The following is a 23,461-nucleotide window of genomic DNA, read 5'->3' on the forward strand; positions in this document are numbered from 1 at the left end:
GTAGTTGGATTTGCTGCATGCCGTAGAAGCAGTAGTTCATCAGTCATTGAAAAGAAGGATGGGGAACTTCTATGAGGATCGTGTTCATAGGTTTTAGCAATGTCGGGAAATCATATTGGTCTAAAAAGTTGGAAGATGAATTGGGCTATACTCGAGTGTGTTGTGATGATCTTATAGAGCAAGGCTTGGTTGGAGCGCTTCCTCAAGATGCTCAAGGGGTAGGGGCAGTTGCTCAGTGGCTTGGCCATCCTCACCAGGTTGGCTATACGAAAAGAGAAGCGCTGTATCTTCAGCAGGAGGAGCAGGTACTGGAGTCTTTTCTGAACAGCGACTTTCACTTGTTAGACGAGAATTTTGTGTTCGATACAACTGGAAGTGTTGTCTATTGTTCGAAAGAGATGCAAGACCGTCTACATGAAATAGGTATCATAGTATATGTACGGGCTGATACCGTGATGCGACAAGAGTTGCTGAGTCGTTTTTTCGTCGAGCCGAAGCCCCTTATCTGGGGTAATATTTTTAGCCAAGAAGTGCTGAATCAAGGAAAAAATGAAGGTGAAATCCTCGAGCGTCTTAAGGAGGCATTTCCAGAGCTGATTCGCTTTCGAGAGGAAAAATATGAAGAGCTGGCTGATGTAATAGTAAATGCCTCTGATATTCGTCGCACGTGCATGAGTGCGGAGGAGCTGCTTCTAAAAATTAGAGAGGCGCAATCATAAGAGCCTGATTTCAGGCTTTCAGGCTTGTGTACTTATCTTTAGATCCTGTTGCTTGGTCCAAGGGATATTTAGCAGCGTTTTTTTTCATCTTTTTACGAAATGCGTCTTCAATGTCAACTTCAAGGTCATTAGAGAGAAGCAGTATCCAATAGAGGATATCGGAAAGTTCTTCACCTACTTTCTTTTTGTCCATCTCTTGAATCTCACGCGCACTCTTCCACTGAAAATGCTCACAGAGCTCAGATACCTCGAGGTTCAGAGAGAGTAGCATATCTTTATATGTGTGAAATTGTTTCCAATCGCGTGCATCTCGAAACTGGACCACTTCTTTCTGTAATGTATTGAGGTTCGCCACGGGCTCCTCCCTAAAGAAAAGTATTCAGTGTAAAACGTTAGTCTGCCGTGCTCCTCAGTAAGAGTCCAGTTTATTGGGGACAAAATCTAGTGGCTCTAGAATCGCAGCCGTATATCAAATCTGGTAATCATATTTTATGGCAAATTGGACCCATTTGTATTGCTATCTTTTCAATAGAGGTCTCTTTCCGCTTTCATAAAAAGTTTCTAGACTAGCGTACATGGATAGTGGATACCTCCTAGCTTTTGACCCCTTCGCGATACAGTTTACCGAGTCGTTTGGTATTCGTTGGTACGGTCTCGGCTATCTTGGCGGATTTTTATCAGGGTACTTTTTTACGGCGTGGCTTCTCGCCAAGCCAGGAATGCTCCTATCTCGACATCTTTTAGAAGATTTTGTTTTTTCGGTAGCGGTTGGATGTATTGTCGGAGGAAGACTGGGATACTGCCTGTTTTACTCGCCAAGTCTCTTGACTGATTTTCGAGATAGCTTCCCTTTTTGGGGTGTGCTTGCTGTGAATGAAGGCGGAATGGCGAGTCATGGAGGAATAGTCGGAATGGTCATTGCAGTTCTAATATTCAGTCGACGTCATCAGATATCATTCTGGCATCTGGGTGATCTGGTAATCTATGGCTCTACACTTGGCATTACCTTTGGAAGATTAGCAAATTTTATTAATGGTGAGCTCGTTGGTAGAGCTTGCAATAGCTCATGTATATTCCCTGTAAAATTTCCCCAAGATATTCTTACATGGCCTTTCTACTCTCCAGAGAAGTTGCCATCGCTTCAAGGAGTGGTTGAGAAGCTTGGGATTGAAGCGAGCAGTTGGCAGAATATGGTTAACTATGGGGGGAAATCTCAGATATTGGATGTTATGCACCAGATTGTACGGAGTGTTCAATCTGGGAATAAGGAAATTCAAGAGGCGCTCAAAGAGGTTCTGATCGCTCGCCATCCTTCGCAACTCTATGCGGCTTTCTTTGAGGGACTTTTTCTTTTTTTGGTTTTATTCTGGGTCTGGCGAAAACCGCAGCGGCCAGGAGTTATTGCAGCACTCTTTCTCTTTTTGTATCCCATTATGAGAATGTTCACGGAGTTTTTTCGAGAGCCCGACCTCCACGTCGGATTTCAGCTTTTTGGTTTAACTCGGGGCCAGTGGCTGAGTATTATTATGTTAGCGGTTACATCCGTTTTCCTCATTAAGATTTTGCGTTCGTCTGCACCAAAAATAGGAGGATGGTCGAAAAAGCCTTCTAAGTAACTATTGATGAAAACCGAGTATTGAAGGAGATATCCAATGTCCCGTGGCATGGCATGTTGTCTTACTGTAGTCCTACTGTGGGGGCTTCAGCCATTTTTTATGAAGGCAGCTCTTATTGAATTCGATGCATACACTATTTCTTGGTTTCGTCTGACTGGGGCGTGCGTACTCCTACTTTGCATGAGCCGAGCGTGTTGGAAGGAGTATCTTTATGCGATGAGGCCCAATCTTCTGCCACTTTTTGCTACTGGACTCTGTTTGGCAGTGAATTACTTTACCTTCATTAAAGGAATTGATCTCGGAGGTCCGATTACTGCTGGCGTTACAATTCAGGTGGGCCCAGTACTTTTGGCTTTAGTTGGAGTTGTATGGTTTCGTGAACGATTAGCGCGGCTTCAAATATTGGGGGTCATTGTTGCTAGTCTCGGCTTCTTTTTATTTTTCAAGGAAAGATTGGGAGTTGCGAGCATCACAGAGTTTCAGGCTGATGCTGTTGGGGTAGTCATTATTTCTGCCATATTTTGGGTCGGTTATTGTATAGGACAGAAAATGTTAGGCTCTCGAGTAGGAGTAAATATTGTCAATCTCGCGGCATATCTCTTTTCTGCATTGCTACTATCCCCGTTTATAACGCTTCCTGAAAGCCATCAGATTCTTACCGCGAGCTTTGCAGCCATGATATATTTAAGTATATCAACTACAGTAGCATACTGGGCACTGGGTGAAGCCATTCGACTTGTGCCTGTCTCGATTGTCAGTCTTTGTATTGTAACTAATCCAATAGTCACTATTGTGGTAGTCGAGATTCTTTTGTTTTTCGGTAATATCTTTTTCGAGCCTTATCCACTAACAGGTATTGGATATCTTGGAACGTGTATAGCTCTTGTGGGAGTTGCAATAGCAGTAGCAAAGAGGACCCCTCGTATTTCAAGACTCGAGATTGTAGAGTAAAAGAATTAGTTGAATTGGGCTCTGTTTTCTCTTTTTGATATTCATCAATATTATCTTTGGGTATCTTAGCCCTTTCTGAGTGTGTTATTATTCAGCGAAGAAATCTTCAGGTCGTTCAACGCAGGAATATGACACTTGGATTTATAGATTGATGGACTTATGTCGGTATCGTAATTCCTTGCCATTTTGACTTCTTACTATTTTGACTTCTTACTATGACCGCATCTAACCGTTCCGCTTCTGTATATGGGTCTCTCTGTTGCCTCGCTGTTATAGCGTTATGGGGCATAGAGCCCCTTTTTATGAAAGTAGCGTTGATTGAGTTTGACTCATATACCATCACGTGGTTTCGAGTAGCAGGCGCTTTTCTTTTGATGTTTGTCGCGAGAGCAAATTTATGGGCCTCAGCCCCCCGAGCATTTTTAAGGCATTTTTGGGGAGTGATTTTATCAGGCTGTTTTTTAGCGGTTTATTTCTATGCGTTTGTAAAAGGCATTGAAGTGGGTGGGCCGATGACTGCTGCAATCACTATTCAGATAGGGCCGATAGCTCTAGCTCTTATCGGATTTGTTTTTTTTCACGAGAAACTCATTCGTGTTCAGATAGTAGGCGCATTCATTGCGATCCTCGGATTTGTTGTCTTCTTTTATTCTCGTCTTTCTGGGGTTGAGGAGGCGCAATTTCAATTAGAGGCCGTAATTATAGTGAGCATCGCTGCGATTTCATGGGCTGGCTTTTGTGTCGGTCAAAAAATAATCGGGGCAACTATAGGAGCGAATTTACTCAATTTTATCACATTTCTTTTTGCCGCTCTTTTACTGTTTCCAATTATTACCTATCCAAGGGGAGAGCAGCTAGCCACTTGGTCTTTTGCCGCTATCGTATATCTGAGCGTCTCTACTTTTATTGCATATTGGGCGCTGGGTGAGGCTATTCGTTTGTTGCCAGTATCGATAGTGAGCTTTTTTATTACACTTAATCCGTTTGTTACCATTATTTGCGTTCAAATACTTTTGTGGCTTGGAAATGACTTTTTTGAACCTCAGCCGCTTACGTTCTATGGATATATTGGTTCGTGTATGGCGCTCCTCGGTGTGGCAGGGGCAACTCTTCGTAGGCGTTGATAAGCGACTGATATCGCCTCCGCCTGACAAAAAAATGACGTTCTTCACTCGCCCAAGGACTGATTTCATTAGAGAAAACTTGGCATCTGGCTTGCGACAACTCAGTTTTACTTTGGTGAGGAGGAGCTGTGCTGAAACGTCATCGGAAAAAATATGATCAACACTTTCTGGGAGGAATACTTCTTGGTTTTTCATTTCTGGGAATCGCCGCCTTTCTATCGGGCGGGGTGCTCAATTTTTTCAGCATTTCTGCGTTCTTTGTCGTAATTGGCGGAACACTTGCTGCGGCTATAGTGCAATATCCAGCCGTAGTTTTTGAGAGTGCTGGCAAAGAGATTAAGAGCATGCTTTATGCTAAGTCAGAGCATTCCCTGGAGGAGCGATATGGCTATCTTCAAAAGCTCTCGCGACTTGTTAAAGAGAAGGGATTAGTTGTTTTAGACCGTGAATCACAGCGCTGTAGTGATTCTTTCCTACGACTGGCTCTAGAGTTAAGTTCAGATCGAACCTCTCCAAAACAAATTCAACGAATTATGAGTCATGAGATCGCCAGTTCATATCAACGAGGGATGCAGGTCGTTTCGTTGTTAGAAACTATGGCTTCCATTGCTCCCGCCATGGGACTGATTGGAACCGTTATTGGTCTCATTAATATGTTTCAAACGATTACAGATATCTCAAGTGTTAGTACGGGGCTGTCTGTTGCGCTTTTGACGACACTTTATGGCGCGGTGGTGGCGAATCTCATTTTTGCACCGCTTGCTGGTAAATTGTCTGAAAAAGAAGAAGAAAGGGCTCGAATAAAGCGAATTACACTCGAAGGGATACTGAGTTTGTCACAGGAAGAAAGCCCAATTCTCTTTGAGCAGAGATTGAGAAGTTTTCGAATGACTGAATTGACAGGAACGACAAATTGACATCTTTTCCAAATAGACATCGAGATGTTGTGCGACGGAAGAAAGTAAAAGGTGAGAGATTTCTCTACCTATATCTCTCTGTAATGCTCGCAGTATTTTCTGTTTTATTTGTGGCCGATATATGTTCAAAAATTGGTGTAACGACCTTTCCTAAATCCGAGCTAGCCACGTATCGTTCCCCAAATTATGAAGAGCTCGATAAGTATTTACGTTCAACATCGAAAGTCTTATTCAAAGACACTATTGAAATCTTTGATGCGAAAAGTACTCATTTTAGAGAGGGGGGATTAGAAGCGCTCAATTTCATCCTTCAATCTCATGATATGCATGCACGCATACTTGTCATTGGAGATCTAGAGGATTATGAGCTGTATTACGGAAGAGCTTTACTGCTTCAATCAGCATTGGAAGAGTTCTCTCTCGATGTTCAGGATGTTCGCATTGAGCTGGAGTTTGCTCCTAACAGTCGCGAGCAGATAGTTGTTACCCTCTATGAAGGGGCTTCGCCCAGTGGAGAGACTATATGAATTCAAGTACTTGGCTGATTTCGCTGGCCGATCTTTTAACCCTTCTTCTTGCGGCTGTGATTATGGGATGGTGCCTTCAGGGAGAAGTCCCTGCAATCACACAAGTATCTGAAATCGCTGATAAATTACAATCTGAAGGAGTTGGTACCCATATTGCAAGGTCTTTTCCCGAAACCTCTACGAAGATGTTGCTTCTATATGAAGAGCATTTTCAGGAGGGAGGTAGGGAACTTGCGGAATTATTAAAAAGTCTACGTGCGAGTTCAGATAAGTGTTTGGAATCGTGCACTTTGCTGATTGAGGTTTCGGCTTGTGCCGAAGATTCTGGAGGGCATGTTACAGAAGTAAGACATGCGGCCCTTGAGAGGTTACTGATTATTCACCGTCACTTGTTTGACGGCAATGGTGTCAGAAATGAAAGGGTGAGGCTGGCGTCTATGGGAACGGAGTGCAGGGCTCTGAGATTCTCAGAGGGTGGTCAGCCAGCTAATTCTCCAGTAGCCATAATCCGTCTTCGAAAGGTTGAAGAGAAGGGCTGAAATTAGAGGTTAACTATGGCAGACGAAGAACAAGAAACTGAAGAGCAGGAGAATGGGGAAGCCCAGGAAGGAAAATCCGATTCAGGTAAGAAGCGGTTCGTTCCATCTCGAAAAGTTCTCCTGATTGCTCTTGGAGTAGTAGTCGTGGTTGCGGCAATAGGGACTCCACTCGCCTTCTTTCTTTTGCGAGATAGTGAAGAAACTGAGATTACTGACCTTGATAAGGATGCTGCTAAAGATGAGCCGGAGACCATTCTCTACATAGAAGGCTTTGATGATCTTAAAGACGGCTCTGAGAATGAACAGCCTTTAGGAGCCTTTTATCCATTTGAGACTTTTATTGTCAATTTGGATGGAGGGGGCTATCTCCGATGTCAGCTACATGCCGAGTTTGTGAAGCGAGACATACCGAATCGCTTTTTCGCAAAACTCATCATTATTCGAGATTCGATTATTAGTACTCTTTCGAATAAGTCACGAGAAGATTTAGCAGATAAGACCGGAAGAGATAATCTCAAGAGCGAGCTGAAGATGATTATCAATAGCGAATTGAGGCGAGAAGAAGTTGAGGCGGTGTATTTTAATCAATTCGTGGTCCAGTAGGAAGTCATTATGAATCAGGTACTTTCACAAGACGAAATTAATTCCCTCCTAAAAGGACTCTCGGACGGGGACGTTGAAGAGGACAGTGTAGAGCAGGAGGACTCTCAATCCGCAAAGAGATTTGATCTTGCGAATCAGGAGAGAATTATTCGTGGTCGGATGCCGACCATGGAGCTTATACACGATCGCTTCTCACGACAATTCCGGAGTCAGTTAGGAAATTTTCTGGGGCGTACGTGTTTTGCAAATGTTGCTGGAATAGAGATGGTAAAGTTTGGGCTTTTCATGAAAAAGCTTCCACTTCCATCTTCGCTTCATATTTTTCGAATGCCCCCACTCAGTGGTTATGCTCTTATGGTCGCATCATCACCACTCGTATTTGGAATTGTGGATGCTCTATTTGGTGGAGGCTCGCAAGGAAGAGTAAAAATTGAGGGGAGAGAGTATACGCCAATTGAATCAAGATTGATCGGTAAGGTCGTTATGATGGCTCTTGATACCCTAAAAGATGCATGGGCGCCGATTCATCCTGTAGACTTTGTTTATGTTCGCTCTGAGTTTAACCCGCTTGCGATCGCTATTGTTCCTCCTACTGATGCTGTAATTATCGTGACGATAGAAGTTGAGTTTGAGCAAGAGAATACAACACTCACGATATGCATGCCCTATTCTACTATCGAGCCGCTAAGAGGAAAGCTTGCTACGGGATTCCAAAGCACGCGCCTTGAGGCAGATTCGGGTGTGGCTCGTCGTATGGAGATGAATGTAAAACAAACTCAAACGAACCTCAGCGTTGAGTTGGCTCGTGGCTCCATCTCGGCAGGAGAGTTTCTTGGGCTGACGCCAGGTGACATCATATCCCTTGACACCGTGCCATCAGAAGAGGCCCTGATTAAGATTGAGGGGGAGCCAAAGTATTACGCATATGTTGGAAGCTATAGGGGAAATCGAGCCTGTCGTATTAGTAGGCAGATTCCCCAACATGATTTGATTAACTATCGGAATAAAGAGGAGCTATTGAAATATGGCAGATGAGGAAACAACACCAGAAGAGGAAGTAGCCTCAAGTGAGGGTTCTTCTGAAAACGATGAAGCCTTAAAGGAAAATTTAGAGGAGGTAGCAGATGCGGCTGAAGAAGTAACTCAGGCGGCAGGGGAAGCTTTAAGTGAGAATCCAAATGCGAACAGAACTATTGACTTCATTAAGGAGGTACCTCTAGCAGTAACGATTGAAGTTGGAAGATCTCGAATGACAATCCAGGATCTTTTGCAGCTGGGTCAAGGCTCAGTAGTTGAGCTTACTAAGCTCGCGGGGGATCCTCTGGATGTATATATCAATGGATACTGCGTAGCTCGCGGTGAGGCCGTAATCGTAAATGAAAAGTTTGGTCTACGGGTTGTTGAGATTATCGACCCAAAGGATCGCATTCAAGCATTAGGGTAGTTATGCGTTTTATTTTGTGGGGACTCTTTCTAATCATTACGCCATTCTCCGTGCAGCACGGTTTGGCAGATACCGGCATAGAGAAGCTTCGGCGCATTAAGGCGCAGGTCGAAGCTCCATCCCCTGCTTCGATAGATGCTGAGAATGATGCGCTGTTGCAGGCCAGATATGCCTCGAGTGGGTCACTAGAATTAGATGAAGAGGAAGAAAGTCTACTCGTTCGAGCGATAAAAGGTCTTTCCTTATGTCTGGGAGTCTTCTTTGTGTTTATTTACTTCTTGAAGAAGAAACACGGCATAAAGACGACAAGTCGAGAACGTCGATTGCTTTTAAAAGAACAAATGAGTCTTGGAGGAAAAAATAGTGTGGCGCTCATCGCTCTTGATGGTCGCGAGATGATTATAGGAATTTCAGAGAATAGCGTGCAACTGTTGCAGGCACAGAGATCTCAAGCAAAGAGAGCCGATGCACAGAGAACTGCCATATCTCCACAAAGTATTCCAGTGAAACATGCGAAGGTCGCGTCATGTATAAACGAGTAATACCGCTTTTCTTTCTCATCTCCACGCTGACGTGTGATCCGCAAGGAGCGTTAGCTCAAGCCAACATGGTTCCAGACCTCAATATTGCAGTTGGAGGAGAGTCCCTGACAGGATCAGCGAATGGGGTTTCATCTGCGATCAAAATCGTATTACTTCTCTCGATTTTCTCTTTTGTTCCAGCGCTCATTCTGACTACAACCTGTTTTACTCGTATTGTAGTAGTCCTCGGAATGACAAGAACTGCACTTGGAACGCAACAAGCGCCACCAAATATGGTACTTACGGGGCTGGCTCTATTCCTTACTGCATCAATTATGCAGCCTATTTTTCATGATGTGTATACTAACGGAGTATCACCATATCTTGAAGGTGCTATGACTGCAGAAGAAGCATGGAGAGAAGGGTCTGAACCTTTAAGAAAATTTTTAGTGCGTCATTCGCGTGAAAAAGACCTGGCCTTGTTTTTGGAAATAAGCAAAACAGATTTTCCAGAGTCTCCAGATGATGTTCCGTTCTTGGTCGCAGTTCCAGCGTTTGTGCTAAGCGAGTTGAACATCGCCTTTCAAATTGGCTTTCTTCTCGCTCTACCATTTCTTGTGCTCGATATGGTCGTATCATCAGTGCTCACCTCGATGAGTATGATTACTCTTCCACCAGTTGTAATTTCCCTCCCGTTAAAGTTGATGTTATTCGTCGTCGTTGATGGGTGGCATTTGTTGATAAGCTCGCTAGTGCAAACCTATCAAATTACGTAGAGGGATTATGGGAATAGATGACTTTCTGCTCTTAGGACAAAATGCGATCATAACAGCGACACTCGTTTCGGCACCCATCCTCATACTGGGATTAGTGGCTGGTCTGGCCGTTAGTATATTTCAGGCTGCTACGCAGATAAATGATGCGGCGCTGGCTTTCATTCCTAAGATTTTGTCTGCCGTCGTTGGGCTGATTTTCTTTGGTCATTTTATGATCACAAGAATTTCGTCATTCACAGCGGAAGCCTTCGAGCTAATTAGTAATCTGGGAGTTTCAATGTGACGACCTTGTCCCAGAAAATTGGAAACTACTGAGAAGTGAGAGTTTGTGAACTATGAGCATTTAAATATAGGAGCCTACGCCCTTGAGCATATCGATTGGATATGGACATTTCTTTTGTTAGCTGTGCGTTATGGAATTCTAATGACCGTTCTTCCTGGATTTGTAGTAAGTCCAGTCGGAAAGATGCTCCGAACACCAGGCATCCTCGCTCTTGCTCTGATCAGTACTGTCTCCTCTCCTGCAGCGGTACTTTCGGACAATATGGGTGTGCTGCTTATTCAGGTCATCAGTGAAGCTTTATTTGGTCTAACGTTGGGGATAATTCCTTTGCTTATTGTTTCAGGTGTTCAGATGGCAGGAGGGCTCTCCTCTACAACTATGGGACTTGGCGCTAGTCAGCTCGTTGATCCAACAATGGGAGGCTCACTTCCTTCTTTAGGGAAGTTAATGGGAGATCTTGTTATATTAATTTTTCTTCTTTCGAATGGTCACCATGCCATTATATATAGTGCTGCTGGTCTGGGAGGAGCAATTGTTCCTGGCACCTATACTCCAGATATCGGTTCAGTAGAGTTAGTTGTTTCTCGAGTCGCAGATGTTTTCAGACTGGGTGTTCTCATATCAGCTCCAGTGATCGTAGCATTACTGCTTACAAATTTTGTAATGGGATTGATCTCTAAAGCTATTCCGCAAGTTAATATCTTTATCGTCAGCTTCCCATTAACCATTGGAATCGGTTTGGTCCTAACCGGTCTATCGTTACCAGAGCTTTCAGCATTCGTGCAGCGAGAATTAATGGATGTGGAGTCTGGATTACTCGTCATTCTCAATGATGTTCAGACTCTGCCAGATAATTGACGATACAGTAGATAAATGTCCTGAAATCAACATCTTATGATGGGCACGTTCCTTGCTGCTTCCTCTGAGTACAATCGGCCGACTGTGAGAGGAGCATGTCAGAATTTTCAACCCCTGAAGAACGTACCGAAGACCCTACCGACAAACGGATGGGGCAGTTGCGAGATGATGGCTCTATGCACATGTCGATGGACATTGTGCAAGTAGGGAGTATGTTTGCGGCTATTCTTACACTCGGTATTTTGTCTCGTTACATGTTCCATGATTTTCGCACCTATATGGAATCGACGTTTCGACTTATAGGAGAAAATAGACAGTTTACAGAATATACCATCTTTGAGTTTTTTTTAGGGGCTTTTCGGGAGTTTGCTCCCGAGGTTGCGGTGCTTGCCATTATAATTTCTATCATTGCTATTCTCTCCGTTGGTTTGCAGACAAAGTGGAATATTAAAAAAAAGCCAATAGAGTTTAAATTCAGTATGTTGAATCCAGTGAATGGCTTGAAGCGGATGTTCTCCCCCAAAAATCTTGTAAAGACAGGGGCATCAATTCTTAAGCTCTGTATCATTCTTCCGATCTCATACTTTGCTCTCGAAAAGTTTGCTCCGCAAATGATTACCCTTATGCATTACAGTGTTGATCAGATATTTGCTGTAACAGCGGATGCGCTATTTTATGTCTTCTGGAAGATTCTTTATGTTTTAATGGCGTTCGCTATCTTCGATTATTTTTATACGAAGTGGCAGTGGCTTCGGCAGAATCGAATGACCAAGCAGGAAGTCAAAGATGAGAGAAAGTCGGTAGAGGGGGATGAAGAGACAAAGAGGAAGATTCAAGCAAAGGGATTACAGCGCATTATGGAGAGAATTCAGAATAGCGTACCTCAGGCCGATGTTGTCGTAACCAATCCAACCCATTTCGCTGTTGCGCTAAAGTACGATCGTGACTCTATGGGAGCCCCGAGAGTTGTAGCAAAAGGAAAGGGATTCCTTGCATTACGTATTAGAAAAATTGCCAAGGAATCTGGAGTTCCAATTCTTGAAAGAAAACTCTTAGCGAGAGCTCTGTATGCTTCATGTGAAGTGGGCAGTGAAATACCAAAAGATCTATTTCGAGCCGTCGCACAAGTTCTCGCTTACGTTTACAAAATCAGAAATCCGCATGCAGCACAGCAGTGGAATGGTAGTAGCTCTTAAGAAGAAGGGAAAATATGGTATCATCTAGTAATGCACGTTCATTGAAAGCAAGCTCGGTTCCTCTCGCGCTCATCGGCATTTTAACGATTCTTATTATTCCGATACCGACAGCCCTGCTGGATATTTTTCTTGCTTTGAATATTACATTATCCCTAGTTGTGCTCTTTGTTGCGCTATATATGGGAAGAGCTATCGACTTTACTTCTTTTCCAGCTCTATTACTGGTTACCACTCTTTTTCGTCTTTCGATGAACGTCGCTTCGACTCGTCTCATCTTGCTCAATGGCGACCAAGGATTAGATGCTGCTGGTCAGGTTATTCAAGCATTCGGGCAATTCGTTGTAGGAGGAAACTTTGTCATTGGAGTCGTAATTTTCATAGCGATTAGTATCGTTAACTTAAAAGTTATCACAAAGGGTTCGAGTAGAATTGCAGAAGTGGCCGCTCGTTTCACATTGGATGCGATGCCTGGTAAGCAGATGGCAATAGATTCTGACTTGAATACTGGAATTATTAGTGAGGAGGAAGCAAAGAGCCGCCGAAAAGAAATTTCACAAGAGGCAGAATTCTACGGTGCAATGGATGGTGCCGCCAAGTTTGTCACGGGGGATGCGGTAGCTGGATTGTTTATAACTGGTATTAATATAGTGGGTGGGCTATTCATCGGAATGATCCAAAAGAATATGGATTGGATGGTAGCAGCCGAGACATATACGCTACTCACAATAGGTGATGGATTAGTCAGTCAAATCCCCTCGATTATTATCTCAACTTCATCCGGACTCATCGTCGCCCGAGCAGCCTCGGGAGATGATCTTGGGAATGAAGTTCTCAGCCAACTTGGAAGGACAACTAAGCCACTATTCCTCGCTTCAGCAGTTTGTCTTGGTCTAGGAATTGTGCCTGGACTTCCCTTCATACCATTTACAGTACTTTCAATGGTATGTGGAGGGGTGGGCCTTGTTCGACGTTCTGCTTTGAAGCAAGAAGCAGCTTCTGGAACAGGCAAAGGCACGTCAGGTGGTCAGGAGCCTAGTGGAGTTACGGGAGCAGGAGAAAGTGATTCGGATGCGCCACGACCAGGTAGCACTGAGGAAGTCGCAGGACTACTTGGAGTAGATACTTTAGAACTGGAAGTTGGTTATGAACTTGTGTCTCTGGTTGAGGGCGGCGAACTCGTTGAACGAATCCGCTCACTCAGAAGACAGTTTGCTATCGATTATGGATTCATCGTTCCTCCTATTCATATACGAGATAATGTCCGCATTGGTGCTTGTGAATACAAGTTCTTGCTCAAAGGAGGAGTCTTGGGGGCCGGCGAGCTTAAGTCTAATCATTTATTGGCAATGGATCCAGGAACCGTTTCTTCTCCACTCGATGGAATTCCAACAAAAGAGCCGGCATTCGGACTCGATGCTCTATGGGTACCAGACTCTGAAAAGGAGCGCGCACAATTCTCGGGATATACCGTTGTAGACCTTTCCACTGTTGTTACGACTCATCTGACAGAGATGATACGCGCTAATATGCATGAACTCATTGGAAGACAAGAAACTCAATATCTACTTGATAAGCTCGCAGAGGATCATCCAAAGGTAGTTGAAGAGCTTATACCTGCTGTTCTTACCCTTGGGCAAGTTCAACAAGTTCTTCAAGCACTTTTACGTGAGCAAGTAAGTATTCGTGACTTCCGTACCGTAATCGAAACGGTAGCTGATTGGGCGCCAAATGTGAAGCAGCCTGAAAAGCTGGCAGAATTCGTCCGCCGTAGACTCGCAAGAGTAATTACCGAAAAATATTCAACGGAGGACGGACGATTACCGTTGGCGAGTCTAAATCCATCACTGGAAAGAGACCTTGGTAGTGTCTTGCAGCAGACCGATGAGGGCTCATACTTAGCACTAGAGCCTGGAAGTGCACAAAAGCTCATCAACATCTTGAATAATGCAGCAAACAAGTTCGTGGAGCAGGGACTCACTCCGGTGATTCTTGCTCCGAATCACATACGTGCAGCTTTAGCGCGATTTGTAGAGAGATTTGCTCCGGGCTATGCAGTGATAAGCCATCAGGAAATAGCTCCGCATGTGAGAGTTCAGTCTTTGGGAGTTATTGGTATTGATGAGGCTCTCGGTAATTAAAGCGGATTTGAGAACGATAAGATTTGGTCTGATGATTGCAGATGTACATGGAATGAGACCAGAAAAGTGAACAGAACAGAGGAGATTTGATGTGCGTAGACGCTCACTAGCGGGATGAGTGAAAAAAACCAAGTAGAATCAATGAGTTAGAAATACGGAATTTATGAGCCCGTTTGGGTTCAATTGGAATCTTAAAAGAGAGGGAATTGTTGTGTCGAAGTTATCATTGCAGGTATGTCAAGAATCACTCAAAAGAAGGGGAACTGAAGTGGCAGCGAGAGTCATGAGTTTTACGAGTGGAAAAGGCGGAGTTGGAAAGACTCATATCGTATCGAATCTTGCGGTTGCTCTTGCTGGACGAGGGAAAAGCGTCTTAATGCTGGATGCGGACTTAGGACTGGCAAATATCGATGTGGTACTTGGCGTTCAGGTTACCCTTACTATCCATGATTTTCTCGAAGGCCGAGCTGAGTTAAAAGATATCGTTGTTTCAGGCCCAGCAGGAATTGATATCATACCTGCAGCAAGTGGAGTGGATTCAATACTTCAACTCACTCAACATGAGAGAGCCCATTTATTGCATGCTATTGAAGAGCTTGCATACGGGTATGATTATCTGCTTATCGATACTCCTGCTGGTATCGGACCTGAAGTGCTTTCATTTAATGGAGCTTCTCAAGAAATTGTTTGTATTGTCACTCCTGAGCCAACGTCTCTTACAGATGCCTATGCACTAATAAAGGTACTATCGCGTCGTTTTGGAGAGCGCTCTATCAATGTGCTGGTTAATAACGTGGCAAGCGAGCGAATGGCGACTGAGACGTTTAAGCGCTTTGATGAGGTAGTTCATCAGTACTTAAATGTTGAGCTTCAATACCTAGGATGGATACCACAAGATCCGATTGTATCGAAGGCTACTCGCATCCAGCGACCATTCTACTTGGAGTATCCAAGTGAGCCTGCCTCAAAGGGAATAGAAAAGATTACCTCATCCCTCGAAGATAATTTTATTCGTTCTCGTGTTAAGGGAGGCGTACAATTTTTCTTTAGACAACTATTAGAGACTGATATCAATGGCGAAAGACAGCACTCATAAACGTTCCTTTATTGGAATCCACAAGCTCAAGGCAGTAGTCATTCTGCTCTCGATGTTTGTGGTCTCACTATCGGGAATGTTAGCTCGTGTATCCCTTACGACAATGCTTGTAAGATGTACTCTTGTCTTTGTGGTGGTGGTTGCAATCAGCCGTGTGATTATTCAGATTTTGAAAACCAATGAGGAGATGACAGGTGGCTAAGGCAAAAAAGACAGCTGTTGAGGCCTATAAAACAGTTGATGACTATGAGAAGGAAGAGCTCATCAAGAGTTATCTGCCTCTGGTAAAGAAAGTTGTACATCGTCTTTCAGGAAGGCTGCCGAAAGATGTGGACCTCAAAGAGATGTTGAATTCAGGTATTATTGGTCTCGTGGATGCGCTTGAAAAGTATGATCCCAAGCATGAAACCAATTTTTCAACGTATGCACAGTTTCGGATTCGCGGTGCGATTCTAGATAGTTTTCGATCCCAAGATTGGCTTCCACGCTCGCTCCGATTTAAGTCACATAAAATTGAGTCAGCATATCAGCGGGTTGAGCAACGCCTTGGTCGTTCGGCTAATGATGAAGAGGTCGCAGCTGAGCTAGGAGTGGGAGTAGAGGAATTTCAGAAGTTGCTCGGAGAAGTTGGCAGTGTCGTTATGCTAAGCTTTGAGGAGTTAGGTTTTGGACATGGTGAAGAGCGATTTCAGGCAGATGATTGGATTGCTTCAAATTCAGGAGATCCTCTCAATTCACTATTGGGCGGAGAAAAGGTGAACTTGATAGCGCGTGCGCTTGATCGTCTCCCAGAAAAGGAGCGATTGGTCATCAGTCTTTACTTTTATGAAGAGTTGAATCTGAAAGAAATAGGGGAGATTCTTGGTGTAACTGAATCTCGGGCTTCCCAGGTAAGATCAAGAGCCCTTATCCGCCTAAAGAACTACCTGCGACACGCATTTTAGGAGAGACGATTCAACGAATCTCTTTGGTGCTCAATTCAGGAGTTTTCGCTGAGGGGATGCACAGATATGACCAAGAGCGAAGCGTCGATGCTTACCATACTCATAGTAGACTCTTCTTCCGTCCATCAACAGGAGGTCTGCACATTCCTTAGAAAGAGCCATCCAGAAGCCTCAATAATCAGTGCCGATGATTGTCATTCAGCGGAAGCACTGCTTAGCACCGAATCCATTGATATCGTAGTAATCGACTTTCAAGATTGCTCTGAACAAGAAAAACAGACATTTTTTGTGACGGTAAAAACAGTAGACTATGAGCCTTCCATTGTCGTAGTTGAGAATACGACTTCAGAAGAAAATACTTTCCGTTTATATGAAGCTGGATGCTATAGAGTCATCAAGAGGAGTCCTATGTGGCTCCACGAGTTAGACTCGACAATGCTTGCCTTAATAAGGACACGTCAGATTGCCAATGAGAATCTCTTGCTTCGTAGTAAGCTCACCGAGTCGAATATGCTACTTGAGGAGAAGAACCGGCGGCTTAATCACTTCACTATGACGCTCGCTCATGACATCCGCGCTCCGTTAGCTGCCCTTGCCATGAGATTAGAATATATTCTCGAGGGATATGAAAAAGAGTTTCCAGAGAAATACAAAAAACTGATGTCTTCCGGCTTGAGCTCTACAGAACGTCTGATTAGCCTCGTGCAGTCTCTCTACGAGCACGCAACATTAGGAGCAGAGGCTACAAAAATGGAAAGATGCTGTTTAAAGTCTATCATACAGAATGTTGTTTCGGACCTAGCCTTATATGAGCGTGACAACTTTGAAATGGTTGTCGATGCACTACCTGCGATTTGGGGTAATAATGCACTGCTGTACCAGCTTTTGATGAATCTTATTGGAAACGCAGTTAAGTATAACGACAAAGTAGAGCAAAAAATTGCTATACGTTCTCTCGGAATCAAACAGCGACCGTTGGGGCAATTTCTAGAAATTGAGCTTCAAGATAATGGGCCAGGTATAAGAGCTAATATTCGAGAGGAAGTGTTCTCGTTATTTCAGCGAGGAAAGTCTGACTCAACGACTAGAGATGGAGCCGGAATTGGGCTCGCTACAGCAAAACATATCGTTGAGCTGCATGGTGGAAGTATTGAAATTGTTGATAGTATGGATCCGGCGCTAGGAGCCACCTTTCATATCGCATTGCCGTTGCAGTCCATTCCAGCTCCCATCTAATGGTTACTTCCCAGTACATCAATAAGAGTGACGCATGTGCTAATCGGATTTCAGAGTACTTTGACTCTGACTTTGATAAGGATCATATGCAATTGATATTCTGCATTTATGATACAGCACAGGAATCAAGGAAAGGGATATGTTGCGCAGTCTACAATCAATGCTGGGTTATTGTGCCCAAGCTCAAGATGGGCATATCGGAAGCATTGTCGATTTCTTATTCAATGAGGAGACATGGAGGATCGACTATATCGGACTGAGAGTGGGGATTTGGAAAACTCAAAAGTCGTTAGCAATATCCATAGATTATGTGAGTGGCCATTCTGTTTGGAGTGAGCGTAAGCTTCCTCTATCTCTATCAATGGAAGAGCTGGAGAAACTACCTCAGTACAGGCATATCGAGAGAGAGCCATGGGCTATAGAGGTGTTGCCTAACTCCACATCCAACAACAGTCATAACGCTGAAGCGCAAACCATTACAGAGTCAAAGATGCAAAGGAGAAGTCTTTTTCGGAGTTTTTGTCGACTCCGTGGCCTTCATTTATTAACAGATAATAAAGATAGTGGTTGCGTGATAGATCTCATCATTGATGATCAGAGCTGGCAAATTCAAGAAGTAGTCGTGAGAGTAGGTTGGAGGATATTTTTGGCGAATCAAGTGTTGATACCTATTAAGAGGATTCATTCGATACGGTGGGGCAATAGAGCTCTCATCTTTAGCGGGACTCGAGAAGAATTGTGCCTTTCCCCCTCGTTTAAGGCTGAAGAGCCAGTGAATAAAGAAATATGCACGCGGTTATATGACTACTATGGTCGTCCCAGAGACTGGGAGGAACGTCGAGGACAGAGTTTCCCATCTTATTAGCCGTAAATAGTGCTCGCAAAAAACAAGTTTAACGTTTCGGGATTCTGCTATGAAAGCGAATGATATCATGACAAAGAGTGTCGTTACATGTGCTACCGATGCACCGATTAGACTCATTGCAAGAAGAATGAGTCAGTATGGTTGTGGAATATTGCCAGTTGTTTCAAAAGAGGAAGATAAGTCCCTTGTTGGAGTCATTACTGACCGGGATATCGTTTGTCGTGTCATTGCTGATGGTGTTGACCTCAAACATGCATCTGCTTCTCTGTTTATGTCGTATCCAGTAGTTACTGTTACTCCTCATACCCCCCTCTGTGAATGTACTCGTATCTTGAGAGCTAATGAGATTCGAAGGCTGATAGTAGTTGATGAATTAGGAAAATGTTTGGGTGTTGTATCTCAGGTTGATATTGATAGAACGCTGAGTAAAAGAGGAAAACGTATTTCATCTGAAGCAACAGGAATTTGATATATGCCAAGGAAGGGAAAGATTCGAGAGCAGGACACTCAGGAGGGATATAGAGCAGAAGGAATGAATAGCTTTCTGCCAAATGACTACTCTTCACCGCCAAAGTCTCTTGTTTCACCTGTTGAACAGAGGGTCTCAAATAAAAAAAGAGAAGATTCGCATTATGAATATCAAGAAATAAAGGATGTTCATGAAGACGGCGATAGCAAGATGGAGCAAATATTCTGCGAGCAAGTTAGCGCTGATACAACCTTAGATGGTTCTGGAGTGGTAATATCTGTGATCGATGGAGTGCTACATCTTAGTGGTATTGTTTCTTCTGATGAAAGTCGAGAAAGGCTGATGCAACTCGCAGGTAGCCTAGAGGGAGTAAAAAAAGTTGAAGATACGATTAGAGTGCGCCCCTATGTTTCTATCCGATATTGTAACTCCACTGGCCAGAGTAGTGGAACCTCAGGGGTTAGAGCTTCCATTTCGATAGAACGAGAGCGAAAGTAACAATGCAGGAAGAACATTATGAGTGTAGCGTTTTTTCAATATTGAATGTGACCAGAATATGGGGAAGGGTCAGACCAGCGATGAGAATGATACTCGCAGCAAAAAGCTGATGAATGTTGGTGAAATCGAACCAGTAGCTAAGAGGTAGAATAAGTAAGATTGCAGTCAGGGAAATAGCAATAAAATCGAGTGGAATTGCTCTTGAGGAATTTACACTCTTCAGCCCCTGTGAAAAAAGCGCTCCACATGCCCTTAGATGAAAACGGGAGTGCCTCCCCAAAAACCAGACTCCAAAGCCTGCAAGAGGTGGCAGGCAGATCCAGCTGATTAGACATGCCAATAGTTGAAGGGCATCTTCCTTATTGCCTTTTATGAAATTAGTGATGACGGCGAATAGAACCAAGAATGAAATTAGGCATCCGATAATTAATGCCATTGAGGCACTAAAAAAAAGTGTTTCAGAGGGAATGAAAAAAGCCATATAGGCTTTGGCTTCGTCAAAATGGATCAAAATAGGAAGGAGGACCGCAGAAATCCCCACAACTTCAGCAGTGCCTCGAGTAGACGTACGTGATAGGCGCTCGCCGTCAATAAAGTGAAGGATTGAGATGATGAGAAAAAGAACAAGTCCAAGTGACGGTACAAGAAAGCAAAGAGAGCTCATCATAATGCCAATAAGGCTATATAAAGAAATGATGAGAACTGGTTTGCTACGGAGAAACGGCCACTTTTTCTCAGCCACTCGCAAATCGAATGAGCCATGAGGTATTCCAGCAACGATAATGAGCAGTAGGGCAGTCCATTCGACAATATCCTCTCGCCATAAGTTAAGGAAGAAGAGTGTCGCCGCAAGGGCTATTACGATAATGTTTCCTCTGTCTTGGCTATTCATAACATAAGGCCCTTAACATGGTTGATTTTGGTGCTTTGATCATAACACTCATGGCATCCAAAAACGTGATATTTCCACTTAAAAATCGTATCAGTGACTGCTCGGGAGCTCTGCTGAGAAGATTCGACATAATCATAGAGCCATTCATGGGAGTGCGCTTTAATGCCTTTAAGAAGAGCCGATCAGAAATTTCCATCCATTTTGGATGGAAATCAACGTGAGGCAAGTAGAAGGATTGATAGGAGTTTAAGGATGCATTTTTTATCTGATTCGCGAGTTCCTCAGCTTGTCTTAATATATTCAGAAACGCATATCCAGTACTTGCACGTATAGCCCCAGAGTTACTCCCAAAAGTAATAACCTCCGAGCATTCAGATGCAGATTGAAACCCCATCGGAATGAGCCCCTTTTCGGAGCGTTCGATTTCCCAATCTTGAATTCCCTTTTTTTTAAGCCATAGCTCACACTGCTTAAGATGCATTTCTGGTGAGAGGGGCTCTATCGAGAAACAGGTATGCTCTATCAGTGCAGTTTGAGAGGAGGTAGGAAGGACATAAACAAAATCCAGGGGGCTTTTCGTAGAACTTTTATCAATATCCATCAAAGTTGCTATGTGCGGGCTAAAGCAAGGCTGTTTTGTCTTTACCCAATGACCAGCGAAGGACTGCCATAAGATAGGCTCTACATCGTGCGCAATAAAGGCAGTATCAATAGTAAGATTAAATTGATGGACTGCATTTCCGGTGGTAATTTTAGTAGGTTCAATTTGGACGTCCTGCTGATCCCATGAAAAAGTCACTCTTGAAGTATCGAGTCCAGCGAGACGATCGGAAAAGAAGTTCTCGCCATGTAGTAGTGAGTAGGGCATGTGTGAGCAGAGACACTCTCTTGAGAATCTTTCGCTCTGAAATCGCACCGTGTTCCACTGAGCCGATACTGGGAGTTGAAACATGTCTATACTCCCATCGTCAAAGAAACAGAATGTTCTTTCTGGATGCGGTGCTGAGCTTCGCTTGTCAAAGAGATGAATCTTGCAGGTTGGGATTTTCTGCGCCAGCGAGTGCGCCAGGCTGATTCCGGCAGCTCCTGCTCCTCTTATGCCGATACTCAGTGTCACAGAACGTTACTTTCATAAATAGGTTTAAAATAGTCGCAATGCAGCCATGGCACTTGGCGAAAAGTGATGAGACATTTTTCTATAAAAGGTACCACTGCACGCTGGCTCGATAATTGGTGCTCTGCAGTGATGACTCGATTTCCAATGGCCTGATAGCAACGAGCAGCTACCCGAATTGCAAATCGATTTCGGGGATTCAAATATACCAGTCCTGCTAATCCCTCTTCATAGTGCTGATCGGCTATTTCTAAAACTTTTTTAAGAGCATTTACGACTAGCCGATGGCCGTTCTTGCTATGGAGTGACTGAGACTCATGTTGTGATGATTCGAGCGCACTTTGTACCGTATGACCATCAAGCCAATCGATAGGTAAATATTCTCGGTTGTCTTGTAAATCCTTCAATACATCGCGCGCTATGTTAGAACACTGCATAGCTATTCCTAACTTGTTAGCAGCCTCTCGCCCCACATCTGCTCTCCCTCCTAAAATAGGATACATGAGCAATCCAACGGTCCCTGCTACTCCATGAGCATACTCAATGAGCTCCCTGCCATCTTTAATACTTTTCCCCGGGATATCCTCTTTGCAGCTTTCAATCAGTTTTACGAGTGGACACTGTATTTCAGGGAAAGTCTTTATAAGTGTAATCGTATCAGCAGTGATTTGATCAATAGGGCGTAGAGTGGATATGGACTGATGGAACGTAGAGAGCAGTTCTTCTCGTACCTCAGGATTTTGAGATTCATCAGCCACATCATCAATCAGACGACAGAAGTGATAGGCGGTTGCGGTATGGGCCCGGACCTCTGGAGCGAGCCAGCGAGAGGCGAAGTAAAAGGTTTTCCCCGCTTTAGACATAACTGATAGGTGTGTATTCACCTTACTCATGCAGCTCTTTCCTTATCGGGAGTCTTTTGTGTCTGAAGAGAATTCGGATGGGTTGAAACGCTTTCTTGAAAATCATCTGTAATCATTTTTTGAATCACTTTCGCTGAGGTCGCAACTCCTGGTAATCCTCCTCCAGGGTGTACTCCAGCACCGCACAGGTACATGCCCTTTACTTTGTCCATTTTGTTGTGAAAACGAAACCAGGCAGATTGGGAGAGTCGCGGTGCGATTGAAAAACCTGCTCCTAGATGGCTATGAAGCGTATGTTTGAAGTAGCGCGGATCAATACTCTCAACCAAGGCCAGTTCAGAGCTAAGATTCGGCAAGGCGCTTTCTTCTAGGACTGACACGACTGTTTTTTGAAAACTCTTTTGTTGCTCTTCCCAACCATTAAAATTGCCAAGATGAGGTACTGGAGCAAGCACATAGAAAAGGTCTCCATTTGAAAGTTGGAATCCGGGATCGGTAGCTGCAGGGCGGTGCAGATATAGGCTTGGATCATGAGGGAGTGTTTTTCCTGAAAATACTTGGTGTAAGAGCCCTTCCCATCGTTTTGAAAGAATAATTGAATGATGCGCCACTTCTGAATATGGCCTCTTTGTTTTGAAATACATCACATAAAGACCCATTGAGGAGTGCACGGTCTTCAATCGCCCCCTTTCAACCAAAGAAAGACGACGCGTTCCTGCCATCTGATAGGCCTTAATTGGGTCACCTCCCCAAACTAAAAGGTCAGTCGAAAGAGAGGATTCTTCTCCTTTTTTTATGTAGGAAATACCGTTAACCGTATGCCCTGGTTTCCCACTCGTATGTAGAGCAGAAACAGTAGAGTTGTAATGAACTTTTATTCCATGCCGTTTCCCAAGCTCAATTAACGCTTTAATAAGGGCTCCAGTGCCACCCTTTGCAAACCAGATTCCACCACGCCTCTCCATGGCATGAATAAGGCCATAGATTGCTGTTGTGTTTAAGGGGTTTCCCCCAACAAGAAGCGTTTGTAGGGAGAATGCCTGGCGAACGCGCTTGTCCTTAAAGTATCGAGCGGTATGTCGCCAGAGACTTCGGAATGCACCTAGGCGAAGCAAATGAGGTAAGGTTGAGAGCATTGAGCTAAAACGGGAGAAGTCAGCTGCCCCAAGTTGTTCATATCCTACGGAGTAGAGGGCTTCGCAGTGATCAAGATATGCTTGGTAGTTGTCAGCGTCTTCCGGAGATATTTTGCGAATCTCCGCTTCTTGAGCC

The 23,461-nt window shown here is 44.0% G+C and carries 28 protein-coding genes; 23 read left to right on the plus strand and 5 right to left on the minus strand.

Annotated features, from left to right (window positions below; translation table 11 throughout):
- The first annotated feature begins 71 nt into the window (after positions 1 to 71).
- A complete protein-coding gene (locus tag EBR25_01220; protein ID NBW39602.1) occupies positions 72 to 719 on the plus strand; it encodes a hypothetical protein in 648 nt (215 codons plus the stop codon).
- Positions 720 to 729: 10 nt separating this feature from the next.
- Here EBR25_01220 and EBR25_01225 read toward each other — a convergent pair whose 3' ends face one another.
- Positions 730 to 1,074 carry a nucleotide pyrophosphohydrolase gene (locus EBR25_01225; GenBank protein ID NBW39603.1) on the minus strand — a complete coding sequence of 115 codons (345 nt, stop codon included), beginning with the start codon at positions 1,072 to 1,074 and terminating at the stop codon, positions 730 to 732.
- Positions 1,075 to 1,294: 220 nt separating this feature from the next.
- Between EBR25_01225 and lgt the strand changes: the two genes are divergently transcribed.
- The 22 genes from lgt (at position 1,295) to EBR25_01335 (ending at position 19,320) form a co-directional block, all read left to right on the plus strand.
- Positions 1,295 to 2,335: a prolipoprotein diacylglyceryl transferase gene (gene lgt, locus EBR25_01230; GenBank protein ID NBW39604.1), complete on the plus strand. Its 1,041-nt coding sequence runs from the start codon at positions 1,295 to 1,297 to the stop codon at positions 2,333 to 2,335.
- A 36-nt stretch (positions 2,336 to 2,371) separates the two neighbouring features.
- On the plus strand, positions 2,372 to 3,286 hold the full coding sequence (locus EBR25_01235; protein ID NBW39605.1) for a DMT family transporter: 915 nt from the start codon (positions 2,372 to 2,374) through the stop codon (positions 3,284 to 3,286).
- Between the two features lie 215 nt (positions 3,287 to 3,501).
- Positions 3,502 to 4,410, plus strand: coding sequence for a DMT family transporter (locus EBR25_01240; protein NBW39606.1), 909 nt, complete (start codon positions 3,502 to 3,504; stop codon positions 4,408 to 4,410).
- Positions 4,411 to 4,538: 128 nt separating this feature from the next.
- Entirely contained in the window at positions 4,539 to 5,327 is a 789-nt protein-coding gene (locus tag EBR25_01245) for a hypothetical protein (GenBank protein ID NBW39607.1), read from the plus strand.
- Positions 5,324 to 5,854, plus strand: a complete 531-nt coding sequence (locus EBR25_01250; GenBank protein ID NBW39608.1) for a hypothetical protein — start codon at positions 5,324 to 5,326, stop codon at positions 5,852 to 5,854. The genes EBR25_01245 and EBR25_01250 overlap by 4 nt, the downstream gene beginning before the upstream one ends.
- Positions 5,851 to 6,393 carry a hypothetical protein gene (locus EBR25_01255; protein NBW39609.1) on the plus strand — a complete coding sequence of 181 codons (543 nt, stop codon included), beginning with the start codon at positions 5,851 to 5,853 and terminating at the stop codon, positions 6,391 to 6,393. Before EBR25_01250 ends, EBR25_01255 begins: the two co-directional genes overlap by 4 nt.
- Positions 6,394 to 6,408: 15 nt before the next feature.
- Entirely contained in the window at positions 6,409 to 6,996 is a 588-nt protein-coding gene (locus EBR25_01260; GenBank protein ID NBW39610.1) for a hypothetical protein, read from the plus strand.
- 9 nt (positions 6,997 to 7,005) lie between these two features.
- Positions 7,006 to 8,031, plus strand: a complete 1,026-nt coding sequence (fliM, locus tag EBR25_01265) for a flagellar motor switch protein FliM (GenBank protein NBW39611.1) — start codon at positions 7,006 to 7,008, stop codon at positions 8,029 to 8,031.
- Entirely contained in the window at positions 8,021 to 8,440 is a 420-nt protein-coding gene (fliN, locus tag EBR25_01270) for a flagellar motor switch protein FliN (GenBank protein ID NBW39612.1), read from the plus strand. The genes fliM and fliN overlap by 11 nt, the downstream gene beginning before the upstream one ends.
- 2 nt (positions 8,441 to 8,442) lie before the next feature.
- Positions 8,443 to 8,982: a hypothetical protein gene (locus EBR25_01275; protein NBW39613.1), complete on the plus strand. Its 540-nt coding sequence runs from the start codon at positions 8,443 to 8,445 to the stop codon at positions 8,980 to 8,982.
- Positions 8,967 to 9,737 (plus strand): flagellar biosynthetic protein FliP, encoded by a 771-nt coding sequence (fliP, locus tag EBR25_01280; GenBank protein NBW39614.1) that lies wholly within the window; start codon positions 8,967 to 8,969, stop codon positions 9,735 to 9,737. Before EBR25_01275 ends, fliP begins: the two co-directional genes overlap by 16 nt.
- A gap of 7 nt (positions 9,738 to 9,744) precedes the next feature.
- A complete protein-coding gene (locus EBR25_01285) occupies positions 9,745 to 10,020 on the plus strand; it encodes a flagellar biosynthetic protein FliQ (GenBank protein NBW39615.1) in 276 nt (91 codons plus the stop codon).
- Positions 10,021 to 10,065: 45 nt separating this feature from the next.
- Positions 10,066 to 10,878 carry a type III secretion protein gene (locus EBR25_01290; protein ID NBW39616.1) on the plus strand — a complete coding sequence of 271 codons (813 nt, stop codon included), beginning with the start codon at positions 10,066 to 10,068 and terminating at the stop codon, positions 10,876 to 10,878.
- Between the two features lie 95 nt (positions 10,879 to 10,973).
- Positions 10,974 to 12,074 carry a flagellar biosynthesis protein FlhB gene (gene flhB, locus EBR25_01295; protein ID NBW39617.1) on the plus strand — a complete coding sequence of 367 codons (1,101 nt, stop codon included), beginning with the start codon at positions 10,974 to 10,976 and terminating at the stop codon, positions 12,072 to 12,074.
- 14 nt (positions 12,075 to 12,088) lie between these two features.
- The gene (gene flhA / locus EBR25_01300) at positions 12,089 to 14,212 is read left to right on the plus strand and encodes a flagellar biosynthesis protein FlhA (GenBank protein ID NBW39618.1); all 2,124 of its coding nucleotides are present in this window, start codon (positions 12,089 to 12,091) and stop codon (positions 14,210 to 14,212) included.
- Between the two features lie 163 nt (positions 14,213 to 14,375).
- Positions 14,376 to 15,308, plus strand: a complete 933-nt coding sequence (locus EBR25_01305) for a MinD/ParA family protein (protein ID NBW39619.1) — start codon at positions 14,376 to 14,378, stop codon at positions 15,306 to 15,308.
- Positions 15,286 to 15,510 carry a hypothetical protein gene (locus tag EBR25_01310; protein NBW39620.1) on the plus strand — a complete coding sequence of 75 codons (225 nt, stop codon included), beginning with the start codon at positions 15,286 to 15,288 and terminating at the stop codon, positions 15,508 to 15,510. The genes EBR25_01305 and EBR25_01310 overlap by 23 nt, the downstream gene beginning before the upstream one ends.
- Positions 15,503 to 16,252 (plus strand): FliA/WhiG family RNA polymerase sigma factor, encoded by a 750-nt coding sequence (locus EBR25_01315; protein ID NBW39621.1) that lies wholly within the window; start codon positions 15,503 to 15,505, stop codon positions 16,250 to 16,252. Before EBR25_01310 ends, EBR25_01315 begins: the two co-directional genes overlap by 8 nt.
- Positions 16,253 to 16,318: 66 nt before the next feature.
- On the plus strand, positions 16,319 to 17,488 hold the full coding sequence (locus EBR25_01320; GenBank protein NBW39622.1) for a sensor histidine kinase: 1,170 nt from the start codon (positions 16,319 to 16,321) through the stop codon (positions 17,486 to 17,488).
- Between the two features lie 160 nt (positions 17,489 to 17,648).
- Entirely contained in the window at positions 17,649 to 18,353 is a 705-nt protein-coding gene (locus EBR25_01325; GenBank protein ID NBW39623.1) for a hypothetical protein, read from the plus strand.
- A 49-nt stretch (positions 18,354 to 18,402) separates the two neighbouring features.
- Positions 18,403 to 18,822 (plus strand): CBS domain-containing protein, encoded by a 420-nt coding sequence (locus EBR25_01330; GenBank protein NBW39624.1) that lies wholly within the window; start codon positions 18,403 to 18,405, stop codon positions 18,820 to 18,822.
- Between the two features lie 3 nt (positions 18,823 to 18,825).
- Positions 18,826 to 19,320, plus strand: a complete 495-nt coding sequence (locus tag EBR25_01335; protein ID NBW39625.1) for a BON domain-containing protein — start codon at positions 18,826 to 18,828, stop codon at positions 19,318 to 19,320.
- 16 nt (positions 19,321 to 19,336) lie between these two features.
- Here EBR25_01335 and EBR25_01340 read toward each other — a convergent pair whose 3' ends face one another.
- The 4 genes from EBR25_01340 to crtI form a co-directional block, all read right to left on the minus strand.
- On the minus strand, positions 19,337 to 20,212 hold the full coding sequence (locus tag EBR25_01340; protein NBW39626.1) for a hypothetical protein: 876 nt from the start codon (positions 20,210 to 20,212) through the stop codon (positions 19,337 to 19,339).
- Positions 20,205 to 21,329 (minus strand): hypothetical protein, encoded by a 1,125-nt coding sequence (locus EBR25_01345; protein NBW39627.1) that lies wholly within the window; start codon positions 21,327 to 21,329, stop codon positions 20,205 to 20,207. The genes EBR25_01340 and EBR25_01345 overlap by 8 nt, the downstream gene beginning before the upstream one ends.
- Positions 21,326 to 22,219 (minus strand): phytoene/squalene synthase family protein, encoded by an 894-nt coding sequence (locus EBR25_01350; protein NBW39628.1) that lies wholly within the window; start codon positions 22,217 to 22,219, stop codon positions 21,326 to 21,328. The genes EBR25_01345 and EBR25_01350 overlap by 4 nt, the downstream gene beginning before the upstream one ends.
- Positions 22,216 to 23,461, minus strand: a 1,246-nt coding sequence (crtI, locus tag EBR25_01355) for a phytoene desaturase (GenBank protein ID NBW39629.1), incomplete at its 5' end; no start/stop codon positions are given. The genes crtI and EBR25_01350, both read right to left, overlap by 4 nt.

The sequence above is a fragment of the bacterium genome, assembly GCA_009926305.1.
In the GTDB taxonomy this organism is placed as follows: Bacteria; Bdellovibrionota_C; UBA2361; order UBA2361; family RFPC01; genus RFPC01.

What these genes read in the sequence shown, in the direction of transcription:
- EBR25_01260 (NBW39610.1), top strand. Translation starts at nt 6,409, where the DNA reads ATGGCAGACGAAGAACAAGAAACTGAAGAGCAGGAGAATGGGGAAGCC.
- EBR25_01350 (NBW39628.1), bottom strand. Translation starts at nt 22,219, where the DNA reads ATGAGTAAGGTGAATACACACCTATCAGTTATGTCTAAAGCGGGGAAA.
- flhB (NBW39617.1), top strand. Translation starts at nt 10,974, where the DNA reads ATGTCAGAATTTTCAACCCCTGAAGAACGTACCGAAGACCCTACCGAC.
- fliN (NBW39612.1), top strand. Translation starts at nt 8,021, where the DNA reads ATGGCAGATGAGGAAACAACACCAGAAGAGGAAGTAGCCTCAAGTGAG.
- EBR25_01330 (NBW39624.1), top strand. Translation starts at nt 18,403, where the DNA reads ATGAAAGCGAATGATATCATGACAAAGAGTGTCGTTACATGTGCTACC.
- EBR25_01325 (NBW39623.1), top strand. Translation starts at nt 17,649, where the DNA reads ATGCTGGGTTATTGTGCCCAAGCTCAAGATGGGCATATCGGAAGCATT.
- EBR25_01335 (NBW39625.1), top strand. Translation starts at nt 18,826, where the DNA reads ATGCCAAGGAAGGGAAAGATTCGAGAGCAGGACACTCAGGAGGGATAT.
- EBR25_01340 (NBW39626.1), bottom strand. Translation starts at nt 20,212, where the DNA reads ATGAATAGCCAAGACAGAGGAAACATTATCGTAATAGCCCTTGCGGCG.
- EBR25_01305 (NBW39619.1), top strand. Translation starts at nt 14,376, where the DNA reads ATGAGCCCGTTTGGGTTCAATTGGAATCTTAAAAGAGAGGGAATTGTT.
- EBR25_01220 (NBW39602.1), top strand. Translation starts at nt 72, where the DNA reads ATGAGGATCGTGTTCATAGGTTTTAGCAATGTCGGGAAATCATATTGG.
- fliM (NBW39611.1), top strand. Translation starts at nt 7,006, where the DNA reads ATGAATCAGGTACTTTCACAAGACGAAATTAATTCCCTCCTAAAAGGA.
- EBR25_01235 (NBW39605.1), top strand. Translation starts at nt 2,372, where the DNA reads ATGTCCCGTGGCATGGCATGTTGTCTTACTGTAGTCCTACTGTGGGGG.
- EBR25_01240 (NBW39606.1), top strand. Translation starts at nt 3,502, where the DNA reads ATGACCGCATCTAACCGTTCCGCTTCTGTATATGGGTCTCTCTGTTGC.
- EBR25_01255 (NBW39609.1), top strand. Translation starts at nt 5,851, where the DNA reads ATGAATTCAAGTACTTGGCTGATTTCGCTGGCCGATCTTTTAACCCTT.
- fliP (NBW39614.1), top strand. Translation starts at nt 8,967, where the DNA reads ATGTATAAACGAGTAATACCGCTTTTCTTTCTCATCTCCACGCTGACG.
- flhA (NBW39618.1), top strand. Translation starts at nt 12,089, where the DNA reads ATGGTATCATCTAGTAATGCACGTTCATTGAAAGCAAGCTCGGTTCCT.
- lgt (NBW39604.1), top strand. Translation starts at nt 1,295, where the DNA reads ATGGATAGTGGATACCTCCTAGCTTTTGACCCCTTCGCGATACAGTTT.
- EBR25_01285 (NBW39615.1), top strand. Translation starts at nt 9,745, where the DNA reads ATGGGAATAGATGACTTTCTGCTCTTAGGACAAAATGCGATCATAACA.
- EBR25_01275 (NBW39613.1), top strand. Translation starts at nt 8,443, where the DNA reads ATGCGTTTTATTTTGTGGGGACTCTTTCTAATCATTACGCCATTCTCC.
- EBR25_01320 (NBW39622.1), top strand. Translation starts at nt 16,319, where the DNA reads ATGACCAAGAGCGAAGCGTCGATGCTTACCATACTCATAGTAGACTCT.
- EBR25_01310 (NBW39620.1), top strand. Translation starts at nt 15,286, where the DNA reads ATGGCGAAAGACAGCACTCATAAACGTTCCTTTATTGGAATCCACAAG.